The organism is Streptomyces sp. NPDC102514 (assembly GCF_055584525.1).
In genome coordinates, this window is the sequence record NZ_JBVJLW010000012.1 from 204,542 (window position 1) to 224,972 (window position 20,431).

Sequence of the window (20,431 nt, forward strand, 5' to 3'; positions counted from 1 at the left end):
TTGAGCCAGATGAGCCAGGCGGCACAGAACCTCAACTGGTTGATCACCAACTTCGTTGACAACACCCCCGGGGTGTCCCACACCGTCGTCGTTTCCGCCGACGGACTCCTTCTGGCAATGTCCGAGGGCTTCCCGCGCGACCGCGCCGACCAGCTCGCGGCCGTTGCCTCCGGACTCACGTCCCTGACCGCCGGCGCCTCGCGCATCTTCGAGGGCGGCACGGTGGCCCAGACGGTCGTCGAGATGGAACGGGGTTTCCTTTTCCTGATGTCCATCTCGGACGGGTCGTCCCTCGCGGTCCTCTCCCACCCGGACTGCGACATCGGCCTCGTCGGATACGAGATGGCTCTGCTTGTGGACCGTGCGGGCGCAGTGCTCACACCGGACCTGCGGGCGGAGCTCCAGGGCAGCCTGCTCCACTAGCAAGGTTCTACCGAATGTAGGAAAACCGTCCGGCCGCCCTCCCCCCACCGGCCCCGTCAGACGGCACGACTGACCGACTTGCTGTCCCGCCCGGAGGATCCATGACCCCGCCGCCCACCGCTTCTCATGATCCGTACGCTCATTCGTACGAGGACGAGGGCGACCAGCCGCTGGTACGTCCGTACGCGATGACCGGCGGCCGGACCCGGCCGCGCTACCAGCTCGCCATAGAGGCACTGATCAGCACCACGGCCGATCCGGCAGCGCTCATGGGACTGCTCCCCGAGCACCAGCGGATCTGCCACCTCTGCCGTGAAGTCAAGTCGGTGGCCGAGGTGTCGGCTCTGCTCTCCATGCCCCTGGGCGTGGCACGGATTCTTGTCGCGGACCTCGCGGAAGCCGGACTCGTCGCGATCCACCAGCCCGGTGGCGACGAGAGCAACGGTGGCGCCCCGGCCGTGACACTGCTCGAAAGGGTGCTCAGTGGACTTCGCAAGCTCTGACGGAGGGCGGGCGACCACCTCCGCGAAGATCGTTGTGGCGGGTGGTTTCGGCGTCGGCAAGACCACGTTCGTGGGTGCCGTCTCCGAGATCAACCCGCTGCGCACCGAGGCCGTGATGACGTCCGCTTCGGCCGGCATCGACGACCTCACCCACACCGGGGACAAGACCACCACCACGGTGGCCATGGACTTCGGCCGTATCACCCTGGACCAGGACCTGATCCTGTACCTCTTCGGTACACCCGGCCAGGACCGCTTCTGGTTCATGTGGGACGACCTGGTACGCGGCGCGATCGGCGCCGTCGTCCTGGTCGACACCCGCCGCCTGGCCGACTGCTTCCCTGCGGTCGACTACTTCGAGAACAGCGGACTGCCGTTCGTCATCGCCCTCAACGGCTTCGACGGACACCAGCCCTACACTCCCGAAGAGGTTCGCGAGGCTCTGCAGATCGGGCCCGACGCCCCGATCATCACGACGGATGCCCGCCATCGTTCGGACGCCAAGAGTGCTCTGATCACGCTCGTCGAGCACGCCCTGATGGCACGCCTGCGGTAGGGCCCGCCCGGCGAATGGCGTCCTGGGAGGCTCGGCATTCAAGTAGGCAACGCCGTACGAAAGTTGTCGTAGACGCATTGGAGCCGGCTGTGTCGTTTGACACGGTCGGCCTCAGTGTTCATAACGTTTCGACAGAGATATCGAGTGGTGCCGCCACGCGACGCGGTCGTCTGATGCCGCTGTGCTCACAAAAGCCCCGCCTTTTGGCGGGGCTCGTTCTTTATGTTCCGTTTTATCTGCGGTTCCCGTCACGCGGAATCTTCGGTTCCGAGTGTTTGGACGAGCACACACTGACGTGCTGGAATGCCAGAACTGCCCAGTAGTAAGGGCCGGAAGACACACGCGGCACGACGAAGGTGCCGAGCCGAGAGGTTGTTGGTCGAGTGAGGCGAAGCAAGAACGGTCCCGAGCCGTCGGCACGGGGCAACTTCACCCCGCCGCCGCGCGGAGCGGCACCCGCACATGTGCCCGGCTCGGAGCCGACGGCCGCACCGCCGCCCAGCGGCGGCCGTTTCTCTCCGCGTAACTGGCGCGTACCGACCAGACTGAATGCGATTCTGCTCATACCCGTGGTGGTCGGCCTCGTCATGGGCGGCTTCCAGGTGAAGAGCTCCATCGACACCTGGCAGCAGGCCGAGGACGCGGAGAGCACCGCGCGTCTGGTCCGTGCCGCCCTGACCTACGGCGACAAGCTCTACTCCGAGCGTGACATCACCGCCGCCCCCCTGCTCGAGGGCAAGGGCGCGAAGGACGCGACCGTCGTCAAGGCCCGCGGTGAGACGGACGCGGCGGCCCTCGCCTTCAACGAGGCCGCCAAGGACATGCCGGCCAAGGCCGGACTCGAACGCCGCCTCGGCATCTTCCGCAAGCAGGAGCCCAAGCTCGCCGCCCTGCGCGCGGCCGCGTACACCTCGAAGCTCAAGGGTGTGCAGACCGAAGAGGGTTACGTCGAGATCCAGCACCCGCTGATGGAGTTCGCCAACGAACTCGGTCTGGGCACCGGAAACATCACCAGCTACGGCCGTACGGTCTACGCGATCTCCCTCTCCAAGGCCGCTCTCTCGCTCCAGCGCTCCATCGGCACCCATCTGCTGATCAAGCCGGGGCCCTCCGACGACAGCCTGGCCAAGCAGCGTGTCGCCCTCACCTCGTACGCCTACCTCGAAGGCATCGCCGTCGAGGAGTACATCGGTGGTGGTACGGAAAGCGACGCCGCCAAGCTGGAGCAGGCCAAGAAGCAGATCCAGACCGACGGCGCGGCGCAGGCCAAGGAGGCCGCGGAGACCGCCGCTGCCCGGGGGCAGACCTATGTCCCGCCGCCGTCCGGCGAGACCGACATGGTCAGCGGTATCGGCACCCTCGCGACGACCGACGCCAGTGCCCGGGTCGCGCTCGCCAACAAGGGCATCACCGCCCAGAACTGGTGGGCGGTCAACACCGCCAAGTACAACGCGTACCGCACCATCGAGGCGGACCTCGGCGACAAGGCCGTGTCCGAGGCCTCGACCATCGCCTCCGACGCCAAGCGCGACGCCTTCATCACCGGTGCCGCCGTCGTCATCGCCCTGCTCGCCGCGTTCATCCTGGCCGGCATGGTGGCCCGCCAGATGAGCCGCTCGATGCGCCAGCTGCGCAACGCCGCCTTCGGAGTGGCCGAGCAGCGCCTGCCGATGCTCGTCGACCAGCTCTCGCGCACCGACCCGGGCCGGGTGGACACCCGTGTCCAGCCCATCCCGATCAACACCACGGACGAGATCGGCGAAGTCGCCCGCGCCTTCGACCAGGTCCACCGCGAGGCCGTACGGCTGGCCGCCGAGCAGGCCCTCCTGCGAGGCAACATCAACGCGATCTTCACCAACCTGTCGCGCCGCAACCAGTCCCTGATCGAGGGCCAGCTGACCCTCATCACCGACCTGGAGAACAACGAGGCCGACCCGGACCAGCTGGAGAACCTCTTCCGCCTGGACCACCTGGCCACCCGTATGCGCCGCAACGGCGAGAACCTCCTGGTCCTCGCCGGCGAGGAGCCGGGCCGTCGCTGGGACCAGCCGGTCCCGCTGGTCGACGTGCTGCGCGCCGCCTCCTCCGAGGTGGAGCAGTACGAGCGCATCGAGCTGTCGGGGGTCCCGGAGGCCGAGATCCACGGCCGTGCCGTGACCGACCTCGTGCACCTGCTCGCCGAGCTGCTGGAGAACGCCACCACGTTCTCCTCCCCGCAGACCAAGGTCCGCGTCACCGCGACCCGTCTGCCGGACGGCCGCATCATGGTCGAGATCCACGACAAGGGCATCGGCCTCACCGCCGAGGACTTCGCGGACATCAACCACAAGCTGGCCAACCCGCCGACCGTGGACGCCGCGATCTCCCAGCGCATGGGCCTCTTCGTGGTCGGCCGGCTGTCCGACCGGCACGGTATCCGCGTCCAGCTGCGCCCCTCGGGCGAGCAGGCCGGCACGACCTCACTCGTCATGCTCCCCGACGCCATCACCCACGGTGGCGGCGGCGACTACCAGGTGCAGCGCGACGACTTCACGGTCTCGCAGATCATCCCGGAGCCCGAGCAGCCGCAGCCGCCCTTCGGCGGCGAGGAGTTCCAGAGCGTCCAGCCGGCCCTGCGCACGGCCGCCGAACTGGGCTTCGACGACAGCCGCTACAACCCCGAGGTCCCGGACGACATACGCGAGCTGGACCCGGTGGGCCGCTCGCTCATGCGTGAGGAGCGCCGCGCGGCCCTGGAGGCCCAGACGCACGGCCCCGACGGCGAGGCTCCCTCCTTCCAGGGCGAGTTCGACCCGCAGCAGGCCTACGAGAACGGCGGCCAGGGGTACGAGAACGGTCAGCCCGCGTTCGACGACACGGCGGCCGCGTACACCGAGACGTCCGCGTACACCGACGCTCCCGGCTACGACCAGCAGACGTCGTACGAGGGACAGCAGCAGACGTCGTACGACGAGACGTACTTCCCGCCGGTCCCGCAGGCCGGCGGGTACCAGGAAGGCACCTACGCGGAGCCGGGCCAGGACGAGCACCAGCCGGACCAGGCCGCCGGGCAGGACGCGTTCCCGCCCTTCCAGGAGCAGCCCTACCAGGACGACTGGCCGCAGCAGGAGACGTACCGGAACGGCTTCCCCGCCGAGTACGCTCCCCAGGCCGAGTCCTCGCAGACCGCTGAGGCGGCCGAGCCGGACAGCGTAGGCTTCGATGCTCCGGGACCGGTCCCCTCCAGCGCCCCCGAGCTCACCGACGCCGGACTTCCGCGCCGCGGAACCACCGACGCCGGACTTCCCCGCCGCGGAGCCACCGCGGTCGGCAAGCAGTCCGTGGGCCAGGAGTCACCGGCGCCCTTCGCGAACAACGACAGCAACGGCGGCGGCAGCAACGGCACCGGCGGCAAGGGCGACTGGCGGTCGAACAACGACCAGATGTGGCACCGGGCCGAGGCGCTGAAGCAGCCCAAGGCGGGCGGGGTCACCTCCTCCGGTCTGCCGCGGCGGGTGCCCAAGGCCAATCTGGTCGAGGGCACCGCGGAATCGACCCCCCAGGGCGGCCCGCAGATCTCCCGTGCTCCCGAGGACGTCCGGGGCAGGCTGAGCAATCTGCGACGCGGTGTGCAGCGGGGCCGTGACGCGACCAGTGAAACGAACGGTCAGGCCACCAGGAACCAGCCCGGTGGCCCTGACAGCACCTACAACCAGGAGCGTTAGTGTGAGCCCGATGAGCCAGGCGGCACAGAACCTGAACTGGTTGATCACCAACTTCGTGGACAACACCCCCGGGGTGTCCCACACCGTGGTGGTCTCCGCCGACGGACTCCTTCTGGCGATGTCCGACGGTTTCCCACGCGACCGTGCCGACCAGCTGGCGGCCGTCGCGTCGGGCCTGACCTCACTGACCGCGGGCGCGTCCCGCATCTTCGAGGGCGGGCAGGTGAATCAGACGGTTGTGGAGATGGAGCGGGGATTCCTCTTCCTCATGTCCATTTCCGACGGTTCCTCGCTCGCCGTTCTCGCACATCCGGAAGCGGACATCGGTCTCGTTGGGTACGAGATGGCCCTTCTGGTCGACCGTGCCGGTACGGTCCTCACGCCGGATCTGCGTGCCGAACTGCAGGGGAGCCTTCTCAACTAGCAGACAAGCGATGCGTTTTGGCGTCCCGTGGCCGTAAGGTTTCGGGACGCGGCTCCACGTTGACGGGCCCGGCACATTCGGAGGAGGAGAAAGTGGCAACACCCCCAGGCGGTTCGCCTTCGGGCAACTGGTCCTACGGCCCCGGCCAGGGCGGCGACGGTTCGCCGAACCGGTACAACTTTCCCTCCGCGCCGAGCCCCCGACGCCAGCAGCCGTACTCTCCCCAGGGTCCGGGTCCTTCTCCGTACGACCAGCCGCCGGCGCCGCGCATCCAGCCCGTGCAGCCGCAGCGGCGCTCGCCCGAACCGTCACCCGCGGGGAGTGCCAGCAATCCGCTGGTCCGCCCCTATGCGATGACGGGCGGCCGTACCAGGCCGCGATACCAGCTCGCCATCGAGGCACTGGTGCACACCACAGCGCAGCCGCACCAGATGCAGGGCCAGTTGCCCGAGCATCAGCGCATCTGCAACCTCTGCCGGGAGATCAAGTCGGTGGCCGAAATCTCGGCCCTCCTGACGATCCCTCTCGGCGTGGCCAGGATCCTCGTCGCCGACTTGGCGGAAGCGGGCCTGGTCGCCATTCATCAGCCGGGCGGCGACGAGAGCGCCGGCGGCCAGCCAGCCGTGACTTTGCTCGAAAGGGTGCTCAGTGGACTTCGCAAGCTCTAGCGGAGGGCCTTCCCGCTCCACCACGTCCGCGAAGATCGTGGTGGCGGGCGGCTTCGGCGTGGGCAAGACCACGTTCGTCGGGGCCGTCTCGGAGATCAACCCGCTGCGTACCGAGGCCGTGATGACGTCCGCTTCGGCGGGCATCGACGACCTCACCCACACCGGGGACAAGACCACCACGACGGTGGCCATGGACTTCGGCCGTATCACCCTGGACCAGGACCTGATCCTGTACCTCTTCGGTACACCCGGCCAGGACCGCTTCTGGTTCATGTGGGACGACCTGGTACGCGGCGCGATCGGCGCGATCGTGCTCGTCGACACGCGCCGTCTCGCCGACTGCTTCCCCGCGGTCGACTACTTCGAGAACAGCGGACTGCCGTTCGTCATCGCCCTCAACGGCTTCGACGGCAGCCAGCCGTACAACCCGGACGAGGTCCGGGAAGCGCTCCAGATCGGCCCCGACACCCCGATCATCACGACGGACGCCCGCCACCGAGCGGACGCGAAGTCGGCGCTGATCACGTTGGTGGAGCATGCCTTGATGGCGCGCTTGCGGTAGCGGATACGACGCCAGGCCTGCTTACTACCAAAGGGTGGCTACTCCTCACGGAGTAGCCACCCTTTGGCGTCGCCCCTGCCACAATTGACGCTCGTTGGTCTGGCAAGGGGGCGGATGAGCGGCGCAGAAGTAGCTGCGTTACGGCTGGGAACGACCGTGGCGAACACGGCGGCCCAGATGTGGCTGGGCGGCAAGCGGCGTGAACAGGAGCGTCGGCTGTCATTGGACGAACTGATACGGGTGCGGGTGCCCGGCTTACGGCTCCAGCGCAGTGTCAGCAGACAGTTCGAGGAGATGGCCGACGCTGCCGCGGCCCGCATGGAACCGTTCCTGGCCCGCGAGTTCCGGGGGCTGGACGAGAGCGGCCGGGAAGCAGCGATCAACGGGGTGTGCGACACATTCGCCGTGGCCGACCTGTCGGACGAGGCGGTCCTCGCCGCCGACGCCAATCCGGCGGAACTCATCCGCCGGATCACCCGGACGGTCCCGGCACCGGTCGGCCTCAACGAGGCGGAGGAGCAGTTCTACCGGCTGCTCTTCACCGAGTGCTGCCAGTACTACGTCAGCATCGTGCGGAGTCTGCCGGTGTTCGAGGAGAGGGCGCTCACCGAACTCCTGGAACGCTCCACGTCACTGGGCACGGATGTCGCACGCATTCTGGAACGGCTGCCCGACCGCTCACTATTCGCGCCGGAGGGCGCCGACCAGGACGCCGACTTCAGGCGTTATTACATGAATCTAGTCAGTAATCACCTCGACGAGGTCGAGCTGTTCCGCCGCACGTCCGACCGTGCGGCGGCACGGGTCCGGCTGTCGGTGGCTTACGTCAGCCTGCGGACTACCGGGGACGCTGGCACACGCCGTGCAGGCCGCCGCTCGTCTCCACTGCTCCGACCCGACATGAGCGATTGGGAGGAGCCTGGCACGGAGAGTTCTGGAATGCGGGTCGAGGCCGCACTCGGCGCGGCTTCCAGGGTGATGCTGCGAGGTGAGGCGGGCTCGGGCAAGACCACGTTGCTGCGATGGCTGGCCATCACGGCGGCACGTGGCGCCTTCACCACCGAACTGGCCGACTGGAACGGGCTCACACCCGTGTTCGTCAAGCTGCGCGAGTACAGCGGCCGTCCGCTGCCGACGAAGCCTGAGGAGTTGCTGGACGGGGTCGCCGGAACCATCACCGGGGTCATGCCCAAGGCGTGGGTGGAACGACAGCTCGCCGACGGCAAGGTCCTGCTGCTGGTGGACGGCGTGGACGAGTTGCAGGGCAAGGAGCGACGTTCGATACGGGAGTGGTTGCGCAGGCTGCTCGGGACGTACGGCGATATCCGGGTGGTGGTCACCTCGCGCCCGACCGCGGCAGGCGTGGACTGGCTGCGGTCGGAGGAGTTCACCGCCCTCCATCTCGACCGTATGACCCCACCGGACCTAACCGCCTTCGTACGGCGATGGCATCAGGCCGTACGTGAGCTGGGCGACGACCTGCCCTGCGCCGTGGACGAACTCCCCCGCTATGAGCAGTCCCTCCTGAACAGCCTCAAGGATCGGCCACATCTCCCCTCCCTCGCAGGCACCCCGTTGCTGGCGGCCATGCTCTGCGCCATGCATCTGAACCGGGGCAGTCAGCTCCCGCGCGACCGGATGGAGCTGTACAAGAACGCTCTGGACACGCTCGTCCATGACCGTGACACGGAGCGCAATGTCCCGAGCGCCGCCGACAGCAAGCTCAGCCTGTCGGACAACAACCGCAGCGAGATCAGCTGGGTCCGAACCCTCAGCGGTGTCGGCGACTTGTCGGTATTGGCGGCTCACCCACAACTGCGCGCTCTGACAGTCCTTGGGCAAGGGCCGCTGCAGTGCCTCGAATCAGTGGCGAACTTGCAGTATCTCAAGTACCTAGGCCTCGGACTCCGTGGTACGCCTGACCTAGACGGTCTGTGTCTTGGGCAAGCCGTTTCGAGGGTCAGCTTGTTCGGGGTGAGTGAGACCATGACGCTGGGCGCGTTTAGCGGCTGCTCCAACGTTTCGAACCTCTTCCTGTCCGGCAAGCACATCTGCACGCCCCACAGTCTCAACGGCCTCTCTGCCATGTCCGGGCTTGAAACCCTCACCCTCCGCCACTTCGACCTGAGCACCTACCTGACGGCGAGCGATGGCCTGCCTCCTTCCTTGCAAGACCTCCTCATTCATGGATGACGCATCCCCGACGAGCCCCTCGGATTGGGCAGACTCAGCTCCCTGAAGTCGGCACAGATCGCTTCCTGCTACACCTCCGACGACCAGCCCGTCACAGCTCTGCACTTGCCAGGCGTGAACGTCACCATTACTTGAGGTCCACGCCCGACGGAACCGATGTCCTTCAAGCGACGAGCGTCGAGCCTACCGGCGGTGGCACGACAGGCAGGTTCAGTTCGAACCAGATCGTCTTGCCGCCGGGGCCGAACTTCCCTTCCCCTATGGCACAGCCGCCCCACCGGTCGGCCACGGTGTCAAGGATGAGCAGGCCGCGGCCGTCCTCCGCGTGCGCCGTGACCTCCGTCCGCCGGGAGCCCGGTGCCGGGGGCAGGTCGGGGCTCATGTCCCAGACGCTTACCCGCAGTACGGGGCACAGCCACTGGAGCCGTACGGATGCGGGGCCCTGCGTGTGCCGTACGGAGTTGGTGGCCAGCTCTGAGGCGAGCAGTTCCGCGCGGTCCGCGAGCGGGGTGAGGCCGTGGGCGTCCAGGACTGCCCGGAGCGTCACGCGGGCGATGCCAGGCCCTCTAGGGTCGCGGGGGAAGTGGAGTTCGTAGCACCAGGGAGCGGTGAAGGGCAGGGGCGGTGGGTCCGGGGTCCCTGACAGAGGGTCGAGGGCTGGGAGGAGGTAAGAGGCCGGACCGGGGTGGTGGTTCCGTTCGGTGTTCATGTGGCAGCTCCGAGGTGCGGGGCCAACTGGACGTGTGCCATGGCGTCTTCACACCGGCGGACACCGGGTGGCACAAGTCGCACCGTAGCGCACTCATTACAACCCGTGATACCTCTTTCAATCCAACGAGTTGCATTTTTGATTCGGATGGACGGGGGCAATACGGACGGGCACACTGTGCGCGAGCAAGGAGAGGACCACATGGCGCCACGTCAGACCCCCACCATCAGTCAACGCCGCTTCGGGGCCGAACTGCGGCGCCTGCGCGAGGCTGTCGGCCTGTCCGCGCCGCGGGCGGCCGAGTTGCTCGGCACCGACCGCACGACCATCTCGAACGTCGAAGCGGGGCGCTTCGGCATCAGCGAGCAACGCCTGCGGCGGCTGGCGAGCATCTACGAGTGCGACGACCCGGAGCTGATCGAGGTTCTGGCCTCGATGACCGGCGGCCGTAAAGGCGGGTGGTGGGACGAGTACCGGGGCAAGGTGCCGCCGGACTTCCTCGATGTGGCAGAGCTGGAGTACGGCGCCCGTTCTCTGCGAACCCTGCAGACAGCTCACATGCCGGGCATGTTCCAAACCGAGGAGCATGCCCGCGCCCTTTTCGATCTCTTCATCCCGGCCCTGCCACGCCTCGAAGTGGAACTCCGCATCGCGCAACGCCTCGCCCGCCACGACGTGATCACTAAAGAGCCTGCCGTTCCGTACACGGGCTTGATCCATGAAGCCGCCCTGCACATGCGGGTGGGCGGGCACCGCGTGGCCCGGGCCCAACTGCATCGCCTGCTCGAAGAGAGCGAGCGCGACAACGTGACGCTGCAAGTGATCCCGTTCAGCGCCGGCGGATTCCCCATGGCAGGCGACTCGGTGCTGTACGCCTCGGCCGAGAGCGCCCATCTCGACACCGTTCAGGTGGACTCACCGATCGGTGCCGTCTTCTTCGAGTCGCCCACTCAGCTGGCCAACTTCCGTCGACGCATGGACGCAGTCGAACAGGTAGCGTTGAATGCCCAGCAATCGAGGGACCGCATCCTCAGAATCGCTCAAAACCTGTAAGAGGTCCGTACCTTGCCCGAGTTGACGTGGCTCAAGTCGTCCTTCTCCGAAGCCTCCGGCAACAACTGCGTCGAGGTTGCCGCCACCGAAGACGGCACCGCCCTCCGCGAGGGTGACGACCCCGGGCGAATACTCGCCGTGCCGCGTGCAGGGCTCTCCGCATTGCTCGTGGTCATCAAGCAGAAGCCCTGAGCCGTCCCGGTACCGGAAAGAGGAGCGTCACTCGTGTCCGGCCTGAACTGGGTCAAGTCCTCGTTCTCCGACGAGGGGGGCAACAACTGCGTCGAGGTCGCCGCCACCGAAGACGGCACCGCCCTCCGCGAGAGTGACGACCCCGGGCGAATACTCGCCCTGCCGCGTGCAGGGCTCTCCGCGCTGCTCTTGGCCGTCAAGCAGACCCCCTCCCCCTGAGCGAAACAGCGATCGCCGGGCCCGCTCCACGAGGAGCGGGCCCGGCGATCGGGCGAACCCGTGGGCTCAGCCCTGCCAGGAGTGCGGGGCGCGGAAGCCCGGGGTGCGTTCCAGGCGGCGCCAGCCGGCCTTCGGGTGGCGCCGGTGGGTCGGGGCCTCGGCGGGCGCGGAGGCCGCGCGGGCCAGGAGGAGTGCCGTGACCGCAGCCAGTTCCTCGGGGCCGGCGTGGCCCTTCTCGACGCGGATATCAGGAATGTCCATGGGTGAAAGTCTCCGTGAGAGAGAGGTACGCGGGATTGCCGCGATGAATCCGCCGGGTTACTACTGCGGCGGGTTTCCGTGCTTGCGGGAGGGCAGGTCCGCGTGCTTCGTGCGCAGCATCGCGAGGGAGCGGATGAGGATCTCGCGGGTCTCGACCGGGTCGATGACGTCGTCGACCAGGCCGCGCTCGGCCGCGTAGTAGGGATGCATCAGCTCGGCCTTGTACTCCTTGACCATGCGCACGCGCATCGCCTCGGGGTCCTCCGCGTCCGCGATCTGACGGCGGAAGATGACGTTCGCGGCGCCCTCCGCGCCCATCACGGCGATCTCGTTGGTCGGCCAGGCGTAGGTGAGGTCGGCGCCGATGGACTGGCTGTCCATCACGATGTACGCGCCGCCGTAGGCCTTGCGCAGGATCAGGGAGATCCGCGGCACGGTCGCGTTGCAGTAGGCGTACAGCAGCTTCGCGCCGTGGCGGATGATTCCGCCGTGCTCCTGGTCGACACCGGGCAGGAAGCCCGGCACATCCAGCAGCGTGACGATCGGGATGTTAAAAGCGTCGCACATCTGGACGAAACGCGCCGCTTTTTCCGACGCCTCGATGTCCAGCACGCCCGCCAGGGCCTGCGGCTGGTTGGCGACGATGCCCACGACCTGGCCGTCGAGCCGGGCCAGGGCGCAGATGATGTTGCGGGCCCAGCGCTCGTGGATCTCCAGGAAGTCGCCGTCGTCGACGAGCTCCTCGATGACCTTGGTCATGTCGTACGGACGGCTGCCGTCCGCCGGCACGAGGTCCAGGAGGACGTCCGAGCGGCGGTCCGCCGGGTCCTCGGACTCGGTGGTCGGCGGGTTCTCGCGGTTGTTCTGGGGCAGCATCGACAGGAGGTAGCGGACCTCCGCGATGCAGGTCTCCTCGTCGTCGTACGCGAAGTGCGCGACGCCGCTCGTCTCGGCGTGCACGTCGGCGCCGCCGAGGCCGTTCTGGGTGATCTCCTCGCCGGTGACCGCCTTGACGACGTCCGGGCCGGTGATGAACATCTGCGAGGTCTCGCGGACCATGAAGACGAAGTCGGTGAGGGCGGGGCTGTAGGCCGCGCCGCCCGCGCACGGGCCGAGCATCACGGAGATCTGCGGGATGACGCCGGAGGCGCGGGTGTTGCGCTGGAAGATGCCGCCGTACCCGGCGAGGGCCGACACGCCCTCCTGGATGCGGGCGCCGGCGCCGTCGTTGAGGGAGACCAGGGGCGCTCCGGCCGCGATGGCCATGTCCATGATCTTGTGGATCTTCGTGGCGTGGGCCTCGCCCAGCGCGCCGCCGAAGATACGGAAGTCATGGGCGTAGACGAAGACCGTGCGCCCCTCGACCGTGCCCCAGCCGGTGATGACACCGTCCGTGTAGGGCCTCTTGGCCTCCAGGCCGAAGCCGGTGGCCCGGTGCCGCCGCAGCTGCTCGACCTCGTTGAACGAGCCCTCGTCCAGCAGCAGCTCGATCCGCTCCCGGGAGGTCAGCTTGCCCTTGGCGTGCTGCGCCGCGGTCGCCTTGTCGCTGGGTCCGCGAAGAGCCTCCGCACGGATCGCCTGCAGCTCGGCCACGCGCCCACGGGCATCCGCGGGTTCGTCGGCCAAGGATTCGGTCTCGTCCAAAACGGTCATGTAGCGACCTTACGAAGTCCACCAAGGAAAGCGGGCCGTCGACTCTGTACAGTCTCCGGCCCGTTTTACTGGTAGCCCTGAACAGAACCCTGCCCGCATGCAGGCGATCCGACTGCTCAGAGGCCCTGTGGCTTGTAGGGGTCGCACAAAGCGCTCAGCTGAGAGTCACCTCACACTCCAGCGATGCACATACCTTCCCTGGAGTGACGCGCAGCCTGAGCCGGCGTCCCGTGGCGAGCACCTCGACTCCCGGATCGGCGCGCACGACCCCGCGTACGGGACGGTCCCAGGTGACGTCCAGGGTCTCCCCGGTACGCGGTGGCTCGCTCACGCAGACGGTCGCGGTCCGGCCCCGGCGGCGTACGAGCACGCTCACGGGGGCCGTGACGGAGAGCGGGCCGGCCGTCCCCGGGCGCCAGAAGTTCGCCGCGAGCAGCCCCAGCGCCGGTACGGAGACCGCCTGGCGGCCGGAGTCGTTGGCGAGGACCGACAGCCGGTGCCGGTCGGCGGCGCGGGCGGCGACCGTACGGCGCGAGGCCCCGGGCAGCACGACGTACGCGTACGAGGCGTCCACCGGGTCCGTGCCGTGGTCGAGCCACAGCGTCTGCCAGCGGCGGGTCCGGCGTTCGGTGGTGGAGGTGGTGTTGATGTCGGACCAGGCGCCGGTGCGGTCCTCGCGGAGGGTGCGCAGGGCGGGTCCCGCCAGGACGACCCAGCCGCCGTGGCCCTCCAGGTGGGCCCAGCCCGGACCTCGTACGAAGGCCTGCGTGCCGCCCTCCCCCAGGTTCCTGTTGTCGACGACCGTCTCGACCGGGACGCCGTCCGTGGCGGTGATGCCCGCGCCGAGGCAGACGACCGCGTCGTCGAGGCAGAACCAGGACTTGCGGGCCTGCAGGGTCGAGCCGAGCCCCGGCAGGTGCTGCCCGACCGCCGCGAACTCCCCGTCCGTGGTGCCGCCGACCCAGCGCGCCGCCGGCTTGGGCTCGCCCCACTCGCCGCCCGCCCGGTCGGCGAGCCGCTTGGTGGACACGGTCGTCCCGGGCAGCCGGTACCAGTCGACGGTCGGCCAGTACCAGTCCGTGTACTGACCGGACCCGCCCGACGGACCGGACCGGCTCCCGCCGGCCCACCAATAGAGCATTCCGGCGCCCGTGTGCCAGCCGCGCGGGTTCTCGCCGTTGCCGCACTCGTAGTACGCGATCCGCTCGCTCGCCATGGAGATGTTGGCGGTGAAGCCCGCGCCCCTCCCGGAACCGGCGCCGGAGCCCCGGTGGACCGCCCGGTCCATGGCCGCGAAGAGATGGTGGCCGGCCGGTTCGGGCGCGGCCGGGAGGGCCGAGTCGGCGACGGCCTGGAGTCGGGCCAGATCGGCCACCCCGAACTGGCGTGCCGTCAGGATCGGCGTGACGGTGTCCCGCTCGATCCAGCCCGTGATCCTCCCCTGCCAGCGCTCGCGTTCCGCCGCGCCCGCGCCCTGGGCGAGGAGCGTGATCGCGGCGATCAGCGCCTGTCCGTGGAAGTGGTCGCTGCGCATGACCTGCCGGTCGTCGCTCTTGAGGTAACCCCGGCTGATGGCACGGCCGTTGACACTGTCCATCATCAGCCCGTCGTGGATCAGCGGCGCGTACGCCTTCTCCACGCTGTCGAGGATGATCTGCCGGCCAGGATCGGTGACCTCCCACCGCGACCCGGCGAGCAGTGCGAAGAGCCGCCCGAGCCCGTCGAGCATGACCTGCCCGTACGTTCCCGAGTACGCGACCCAGGTGTGCTGGACGAACGACCCGTCGGCGTAGAGCCCGTCCCCCTTCGTGACGTACGGGAAGACCGGCGAGAGCGCGTCCCGGGCGAGCGCGATCTTCTCTGGGGCGCGGCCGAGGATGCCGCGCAGGGCGACGGAACGGCACAGGTCGACGCGGTTGGCGCCGGTCGAGGTGCCCGTGTAGTCACCGAGCATGCTGTCGGGGACGAAGTGGTCGACAGCGGCGCAGGCCGCGGTGACCTGGGCGCCCGTGAGCTGCCCGTACAGGGCGGCCACGATGTCCATGAGGAGGCGGGGGCTGCCGATCTGCCACTCCCACCAGTTGCCGTACCGGGTGGTGGAGGGGTTGTAGACGGTGGCGGAGAGGTGGTCGAGGCCGCGCAGGACGTCCGCGAGCAGGCCCGCGTCGCCGGTCGATCCGGTGCCCTCCTGAACGTACGCCTGCGTCATCGTCCACAGCCTGCTGTAGGCCTGGGTGATGCCGGCGGGCGGGTCGTAGGGGTAGCCGGGCCACAGCGAGTTCGCCGTCGGCGCCATGGACGCCCGGAAGCCGCGGGCGAGTTCGCCGGTCTCGGCGAGCCGGGACGCGTACGACTCGGCGGCCGGGTCGTAGCCCGCGCCGAGGGCGATCTCCAGCCAGCGGCGGCGGAGCGTGTCGTAGGCGTCGTCGTACGCGTCGTCGTCGGCCGCGTGGGCGACGGGAGCGGACGCCAGGAGCGGGGCGGCGGGTGCGAGCGCCGCCGCCAGCAGGAACGTGCGTCGGGTGGAGATCATCTCCTAGCAGCCGCCGCAGTTGTGGTAGAGGACGTCCCAGTGGTTGCCCTCGTCCGCGTAGATGTTGCCCGAGCCCGACTGGTACTGGAGGGCTCCGTCGCCGCGCGGGCCGATGTAGGTGAACGTGTTCTTGATGTAGTTCGTGACGCAGGTGCTCTTGGCGTAGTCGAGCTTGTAGCCGTTCCAGTGGGAGTACGTGCCGCTCGCGTGGCCCGTCTCGGTGCCGCCGGTGATGTTGAGGGCGCAGCCGGTGGCGCTCTTCAGGGTCTGCGCGCCCTGGGCGGTGGCGAGGTTCAGCTCCGTGAAGGACGTACAGGTGGAGTTGTCGCGGTCCGAGCAGCCGCCGGAGGACGACCAGGTGATGCCGGACTGGCTGAACATCGAGGTCGCCGTGGCGTGGCTGATCTTCGTGACCGCGACGGCGGCGGCACCGTTGGAGGGGGTGGCGGTCGCCCCTGTCGCGCCGCCGAGCACGACGGCGGCCGGGGCGGCGAAGAGGGTGAGGGCGGTCAGGGCGGAACGGAGCTTCATGCGGAGCCTTCCTGCGGACGACCGTGCTGGCTGTGGGGCGGCGGTGCAGGTGGAGCAAGGCGATCGTGCCCGAGGGCTGCACGTGTCCACCAGGGGGCCGGTGGATCACCTTAGGAGTAGACCAATGGCAACCGGGTGTAACCGGGGCAACACGCCACGACCACAGTTGAAACCCGTAGGGAATAGGTCTATGGTCGCCCTAGTTGAACGTTAAACAGCTTCGGCGCAGAGCCGGAACTCGTCCCCCAAGGAGCCAGTCATGGGAATCTTCGGCCGCAAGGACACCGACACCGCAACCGCGACGCCCGGCGCCGTGAACCCCGACCTCGCCGCTCTGACCGGCGACTACACGATCGACCCGTCGCACTCGACGATCGGTTTCGTGGCGCGCCACGCCATGGTCACGAACGTCAAGGGCGGTTTCCAGGACTTCACCGGCAGCCTGCACCTCGACGGTGCCGACCCGTCGCTGTCGACCGCGTCCCTCGACGTCAAGATGGACAGCATCAGCACCGGCTCCGACGACCGTGACGGTCACCTGAAAAGCGCGGACTTCTTCAAGACGGAGGAATTCCCCACGATGACCTTCCGTTCCACCGCGGCCGAGGCCCTCGGTGGCGACGACTACCGCATCACCGGTGACCTGACGATCCTCGGCACCACCAAGCCGCTCTCCATCGACCTGGAGTTCAACGGCGTGGCCAAGGACCCCTTCGGCAACGAGCGCGTCGGCTTCGAGGGCAAGTCCGAGATCCTGCGCTCCGAGTGGGGCCTCACCTGGAACGCGGCGCTCGAGACCGGTGGCGTGCTCGTCTCCGACAAGATCAAGCTGACGTTCGACATCTCGGCGATCAAGAACGCCGCCTGATCCCCCCGGGGGGCCGGGTCCCGCCCGGCGACCTGCGCCCGTCACTGCCTGGGGGCTCCGCCCCCCGGACCCCCGGTGCGCAGTTCCCCGCGCCCCTGAAGGGGCCCGAGCACGCCCGCCCTCCGGCTCCTTGCGAGCGGAAGGCGGGCGCTCGGCGTTATTGAGCGGCGCGGCCACCTCAGGGGCGCGGGGAACTGCGCACCGGGGGTTCGGGGGCGGAGCCCCTGAGCGGTGACGGGGAGCCGGGGACGCAGCCGCGGATATACCGGTGCGGGCCCGGTGGACCGCACGTTAACCTCCGGCCATGACATGGCTGCCCACCGACTTCGCCCACCCCCTCCGCGCCGCCCTGCCCGGAGGGCTGCTGCATCTGCGGCCGATCTCCGGTGGCGACGCCGCGGTCGACTACCCGGCGGTGATGGGCTCACGGGAGCGGCTGTGGTCGATCTTCGGGGAGGCCTGGGGCTGGCCCGCCGCCACGATCACGTACGAGGCCAACAAGGCGGACCTGGAACGGCACGCGGCCGAGATCGAGGCGCACGAGTCCTTCAACTACGTACTGTTCGACGAGGCGGAGACCACCGAGTACGGGTGCGTGTACATCGACCCGCCGGAGAAGGCCGGTGCCGACGCCGAGATCTCCTGGTGGGTCGTCGACGACCGGGCGGGGACCCCGCTGGAGCAGGACCTGGACGCGTTCGTACCGCGCTGGATCGCCGAGGCCTGGCCCTTCGAGCGGCCGCGGTTCATCGGCCGGGACCTGTCGTGGAAGGAATGGCTGGCCCTGCCGGACCGCGCCTGACGACGGCCGGACGCGGCCCGGACGCGAACGGCTGGTTTTCACCCCTTGTGGCGGTGCTCACAGCGTTCCCATAATCCTTCAACAGAAATTGACCGGCCCATGACGAGAACATCGGGATCTTCTCTCGTCGGACTTGGCATGAGCCTGTCACTTCCACCCCCCACGGAAGGCATCACGTTGAAGAACCTCCTCAAGACGCTCAAGAGATGCGCGGTCGCCGGCGCCGCGGCCCTCGCGGTCATCAGCCTTCAGCCCCTGTCCTCCGCACAGGCCGCCCCGGCGCCCGTCGTCGGCGGAACCCGCGCCGCGCAGGGCGAGTTCCCGTTCATGGTCCGCCTCTCCATGGGCTGCGGCGGCGCGCTCTACACCCAGCAGATCGTGCTCACCGCCGCGCACTGCGTGGGCGCCACCGGCAACAACACGAGCATCACCGCCACCGCCGGTGTCGTGGACCTCCAGTCCACCTCCGGCCGGGTCCAGGTCAAGTCCACCAAGGTCTACCGGGCCCCCGGCTACAACGGCACCGGCAAGGACTGGGCGCTCATCAAGCTCGCCTCGCCCATCAACCAGGCGACGCTGCCGATCGCCACCACCACGGCGTACAACTCCGGCACCTTCACCGTCGCCGGCTGGGGTGCGGCCAGCGAGGGCGGCGCCCAGCAGCGTTACATGCTCAAGGCCAGCGTGCCGTTCGTCAGCGACGCCACCTGCCGCACGTACAGCGGGTACAGCGGCCTCGTCGCGAGTGACGAGATCTGCGCCGGTTACGCCGCCGGAGGTGTGGACACCTGTCAGGGCGACTCCGGCGGCCCGATGTTCCGCAGGGACAGCGCCAACGCCTGGATCCAGGTCGGCATCGTCAGCTGGGGCATAGGCTGCGCCCGCGCGAACGCCCCCGGCGTCTACAGCGAGGTCTCGACCTTCTCCTCCGCGATCGCCTCGGCGGCCGCGACTCTCTGACGTCCGCGGTACGACATCCACGCGTCGTACGACGTCCACGCGCACGCTTGTACGAGGTCCACGGGCCCGGCGCCGCACCGCGCCGGGCCCGTATCCGTACCGGTGCCCACGCCGCGGGTCAGAACCCCCCGCCGAAGTCGCCGCCGCCCCCGCCTCCGAAGTCCCCGCCACCGCCGCCGTCGAAGCCCCCGCTGAAGTCACCGGAGTCGAAGTCGGCGCCTGACACGTCCCCGCCCTCGTACCCGCCGCCGCCGAAGTCCCCGTAACCGGAGCCGTAGTCGGCCGCGTACGCCGGACCGGCCATCATCGAGCCGAGAACCGTGCCGACGAGGAGGCCGGGCAGGATGCCGCCGCCGAAGTAGCCGCCCGCCCAGGGGCCGTACGCCGGGCCCGCGTCCCAGTAGGGCCGCCGCCCGTACTCCGTGTCGACCTCGCGCACGGCCGGGTCGGTGCCCTCGGCCAGCCGGACCTGGTCGGCGGCGCAGACGGGCACCTCGCGGGGCGCTCCGCCCGCCGGCGTCCAGGCGGCGTCGGCGACCGAAGGCCCGTGGCGCGGGTCGAAGAAGCAGGGCGCCCGGCGCTCGGGAACGGGCCTGCCCTCGCGGCGCGCGGCGAGCACGGCCAGCGAGAAGCGCCCGTCCTCCAGCGCCTCGGTGACCCCTCGCACGTCTTCGGGGCGGGTGGCCGCGGCCATGAAGGACTTCGCCTTGTCGTACGCGTCCAGGGAGCGCTCGTAGTCGGCGCGCATCGCGTCGTCCGCGCCCGCCTCCGCGGGGTGGAAGTCGAGCCGGTCGAGTTCCTCGCCGAAGGCGGTGATGTCCTCGTCCACGACCACGCGCAGCCGGTCGAGTGCGGCCCGCTGCTCCGCCTCCTTGCGGCGGCGGTTGCGCCTCACGAGGGCGTACGCGCCCGCGCCGCCCGCCACGACGACCACGCCGGCGCCGATGAGGGCGCCGGTGTCCACGCCGTCGTCGCCGTCGCTCCAGCTGCTGGGCGCGGAGCCGCCGACGTTGGCGAGGGCCCGGTCGGTGAAGTGGTTCAGCTGGGTCAGGGCGTCCTCGCCCCGGACGCTGGTCACCAGGTTGCGCACGGCGGCGTTCGGCATGACGGAGGAGTCGGCCTTCGCGTCGAACCGGGAGCCGAGCCGGATCGCGTACAGGCCCGTGACACCGGTGTCGGTACGCAGGTTCTGGAAGAGGTTCTCCGTGGGGAAGTCACCGGGGAGAACCGCGACGAACAGCGGCTTGTCCGCCTTCTCGATCTTCGCGGCCAGCGCGTCGGCCTCCGCGTCGGACAGCACCCGGGCCATGGACGGATCGACGTACACGGGCCGCTCGCGCAGGGCGTCCGCGACGGCTGAGACGCCGGTGGCGTCCGTAGCGGCGTGGGCACGGATGCCCCCGACGCCCAGCGCCGCGAACGCGATCAAGAAAACGGCCAGTCCTCGTGCCAGTACGCCCGTCATACCCCGAACCTACTCCTGACGGCCGCAATCGGCGGCCCACACCTCCTGGCACCGGGGCGCCCTTCAGGGGCGCGGGGCTGTGTTCATATGCGGCTCCGCCGCGTGGGCGCGACCAGCCCCCACCGGGCCCGCAGACGAAGGGCATCGCGGGC

General features: G+C 69.1%; 20 protein-coding genes. 14 read left to right on the top strand and 6 right to left on the bottom strand.

Going from position 1 to position 20,431, the window contains the following annotated elements; translation table 11 throughout:
* The first annotated feature begins 9 nt into the window (after positions 1–9).
* From ACZ60E_RS28465 to ACZ60E_RS28500, 8 genes are all read left to right on the top strand, one after another.
* Positions 10–423, top strand: a complete 414-nt coding sequence (locus tag ACZ60E_RS28465; protein ID WP_055520031.1) for a roadblock/LC7 domain-containing protein — start codon at positions 10–12, stop codon at positions 421–423.
* A 101-nt stretch (positions 424–524) separates the two neighbouring features.
* Complete coding sequence (locus ACZ60E_RS28470) at positions 525–926, top strand: DUF742 domain-containing protein (protein ID WP_384811524.1); 402 nt, start codon at positions 525–527, stop codon at positions 924–926.
* Complete coding sequence (locus ACZ60E_RS28475) at positions 907–1,482, top strand: GTP-binding protein (RefSeq protein WP_055520027.1); 576 nt, start codon at positions 907–909, stop codon at positions 1,480–1,482. The genes ACZ60E_RS28470 and ACZ60E_RS28475 overlap by 20 nt, the downstream gene beginning before the upstream one ends.
* Before the next feature lie 383 nt (positions 1,483–1,865).
* Positions 1,866–5,186: a sensor histidine kinase gene (locus ACZ60E_RS28480; protein ID WP_469444116.1), complete on the top strand. Its 3,321-nt coding sequence runs from the start codon at positions 1,866–1,868 to the stop codon at positions 5,184–5,186.
* A gap of 10 nt (positions 5,187–5,196) precedes the next feature.
* Positions 5,197–5,610, top strand: coding sequence for a roadblock/LC7 domain-containing protein (locus tag ACZ60E_RS28485; protein ID WP_267027419.1), 414 nt, complete (start codon positions 5,197–5,199; stop codon positions 5,608–5,610).
* A 92-nt stretch (positions 5,611–5,702) separates the two neighbouring features.
* A complete protein-coding gene (locus ACZ60E_RS28490; protein WP_469444118.1) occupies positions 5,703–6,278 on the top strand; it encodes a DUF742 domain-containing protein in 576 nt (191 codons plus the stop codon).
* Positions 6,259–6,840, top strand: a complete 582-nt coding sequence (locus ACZ60E_RS28495; protein ID WP_006375305.1) for a GTP-binding protein — start codon at positions 6,259–6,261, stop codon at positions 6,838–6,840. The genes ACZ60E_RS28490 and ACZ60E_RS28495 overlap by 20 nt, the downstream gene beginning before the upstream one ends.
* A gap of 63 nt (positions 6,841–6,903) precedes the next feature.
* Entirely contained in the window at positions 6,904–9,033 is a 2,130-nt protein-coding gene (locus ACZ60E_RS28500) for an NACHT domain-containing protein (RefSeq protein WP_469444120.1), read from the top strand.
* A gap of 163 nt (positions 9,034–9,196) precedes the next feature.
* On the opposite strand, the gene ACZ60E_RS28505 is transcribed toward ACZ60E_RS28500, so the two are convergent.
* Positions 9,197–9,580: an ATP-binding protein gene (locus tag ACZ60E_RS28505; RefSeq protein ID WP_469444122.1), complete on the bottom strand. Its 384-nt coding sequence runs from the start codon at positions 9,578–9,580 to the stop codon at positions 9,197–9,199.
* Between the two features lie 363 nt (positions 9,581–9,943).
* On the opposite strand from ACZ60E_RS28505, the gene ACZ60E_RS28510 reads away from it, so the two are divergent.
* From ACZ60E_RS28510 to ACZ60E_RS28520, 3 genes are read left to right on the top strand one after another with little or no spacing between them, the layout of a single operon-like run.
* Positions 9,944–10,795 carry a helix-turn-helix domain-containing protein gene (locus ACZ60E_RS28510; protein ID WP_469444124.1) on the top strand — a complete coding sequence of 284 codons (852 nt, stop codon included), beginning with the start codon at positions 9,944–9,946 and terminating at the stop codon, positions 10,793–10,795.
* 12 nt (positions 10,796–10,807) lie between these two features.
* Positions 10,808–10,987 carry a DUF397 domain-containing protein gene (locus tag ACZ60E_RS28515; RefSeq protein WP_469444126.1) on the top strand — a complete coding sequence of 60 codons (180 nt, stop codon included), beginning with the start codon at positions 10,808–10,810 and terminating at the stop codon, positions 10,985–10,987.
* A 33-nt stretch (positions 10,988–11,020) separates the two neighbouring features.
* On the top strand, positions 11,021–11,206 hold the full coding sequence (locus ACZ60E_RS28520; protein WP_469444128.1) for a DUF397 domain-containing protein: 186 nt from the start codon (positions 11,021–11,023) through the stop codon (positions 11,204–11,206).
* 66 nt (positions 11,207–11,272) lie between these two features.
* Here the strand turns inward: ACZ60E_RS28520 and ACZ60E_RS28525 are convergent, their stop codons facing one another.
* The 4 genes from ACZ60E_RS28525 to ACZ60E_RS28540 all read right to left on the bottom strand — a co-directional run bounded on the left by ACZ60E_RS28525 (position 11,273) and on the right by ACZ60E_RS28540 (position 16,184).
* Positions 11,273–11,467 carry an acyl-CoA carboxylase epsilon subunit gene (locus ACZ60E_RS28525; RefSeq protein ID WP_384811515.1) on the bottom strand — a complete coding sequence of 65 codons (195 nt, stop codon included), beginning with the start codon at positions 11,465–11,467 and terminating at the stop codon, positions 11,273–11,275.
* A gap of 60 nt (positions 11,468–11,527) precedes the next feature.
* Positions 11,528–13,120, bottom strand: a complete 1,593-nt coding sequence (locus ACZ60E_RS28530; protein ID WP_384811513.1) for an acyl-CoA carboxylase subunit beta — start codon at positions 13,118–13,120, stop codon at positions 11,528–11,530.
* Positions 13,121–13,274: 154 nt separating this feature from the next.
* Positions 13,275–15,653, bottom strand: coding sequence for a polysaccharide lyase 8 family protein (locus ACZ60E_RS28535; protein ID WP_469444130.1), 2,379 nt, complete (start codon positions 15,651–15,653; stop codon positions 13,275–13,277).
* Positions 15,654–15,656: 3 nt separating this feature from the next.
* On the bottom strand, positions 15,657–16,184 hold the full coding sequence (locus ACZ60E_RS28540; RefSeq protein ID WP_384811507.1) for a hypothetical protein: 528 nt from the start codon (positions 16,182–16,184) through the stop codon (positions 15,657–15,659).
* Positions 16,185–16,443: 259 nt separating this feature from the next.
* On the opposite strand from ACZ60E_RS28540, the gene ACZ60E_RS28545 reads away from it, so the two are divergent.
* The 3 genes from ACZ60E_RS28545 (at position 16,444) to ACZ60E_RS28555 (ending at position 18,814) form a co-directional block, all read left to right on the top strand.
* Positions 16,444–17,052: a YceI family protein gene (locus tag ACZ60E_RS28545; RefSeq protein ID WP_385835257.1), complete on the top strand. Its 609-nt coding sequence runs from the start codon at positions 16,444–16,446 to the stop codon at positions 17,050–17,052.
* Positions 17,053–17,356: 304 nt separating this feature from the next.
* A complete protein-coding gene (locus ACZ60E_RS28550) occupies positions 17,357–17,854 on the top strand; it encodes an N-acetyltransferase (protein ID WP_469444132.1) in 498 nt (165 codons plus the stop codon).
* Between the two features lie 177 nt (positions 17,855–18,031).
* Positions 18,032–18,814: a serine protease gene (locus tag ACZ60E_RS28555; protein WP_469444270.1), complete on the top strand. Its 783-nt coding sequence runs from the start codon at positions 18,032–18,034 to the stop codon at positions 18,812–18,814.
* Between the two features lie 118 nt (positions 18,815–18,932).
* On the opposite strand, the gene ACZ60E_RS28560 is transcribed toward ACZ60E_RS28555, so the two are convergent.
* Complete coding sequence (locus ACZ60E_RS28560) at positions 18,933–20,279, bottom strand: hypothetical protein (RefSeq protein WP_384811501.1); 1,347 nt, start codon at positions 20,277–20,279, stop codon at positions 18,933–18,935.
* Positions 20,280–20,431 lie beyond the last annotated feature (152 nt).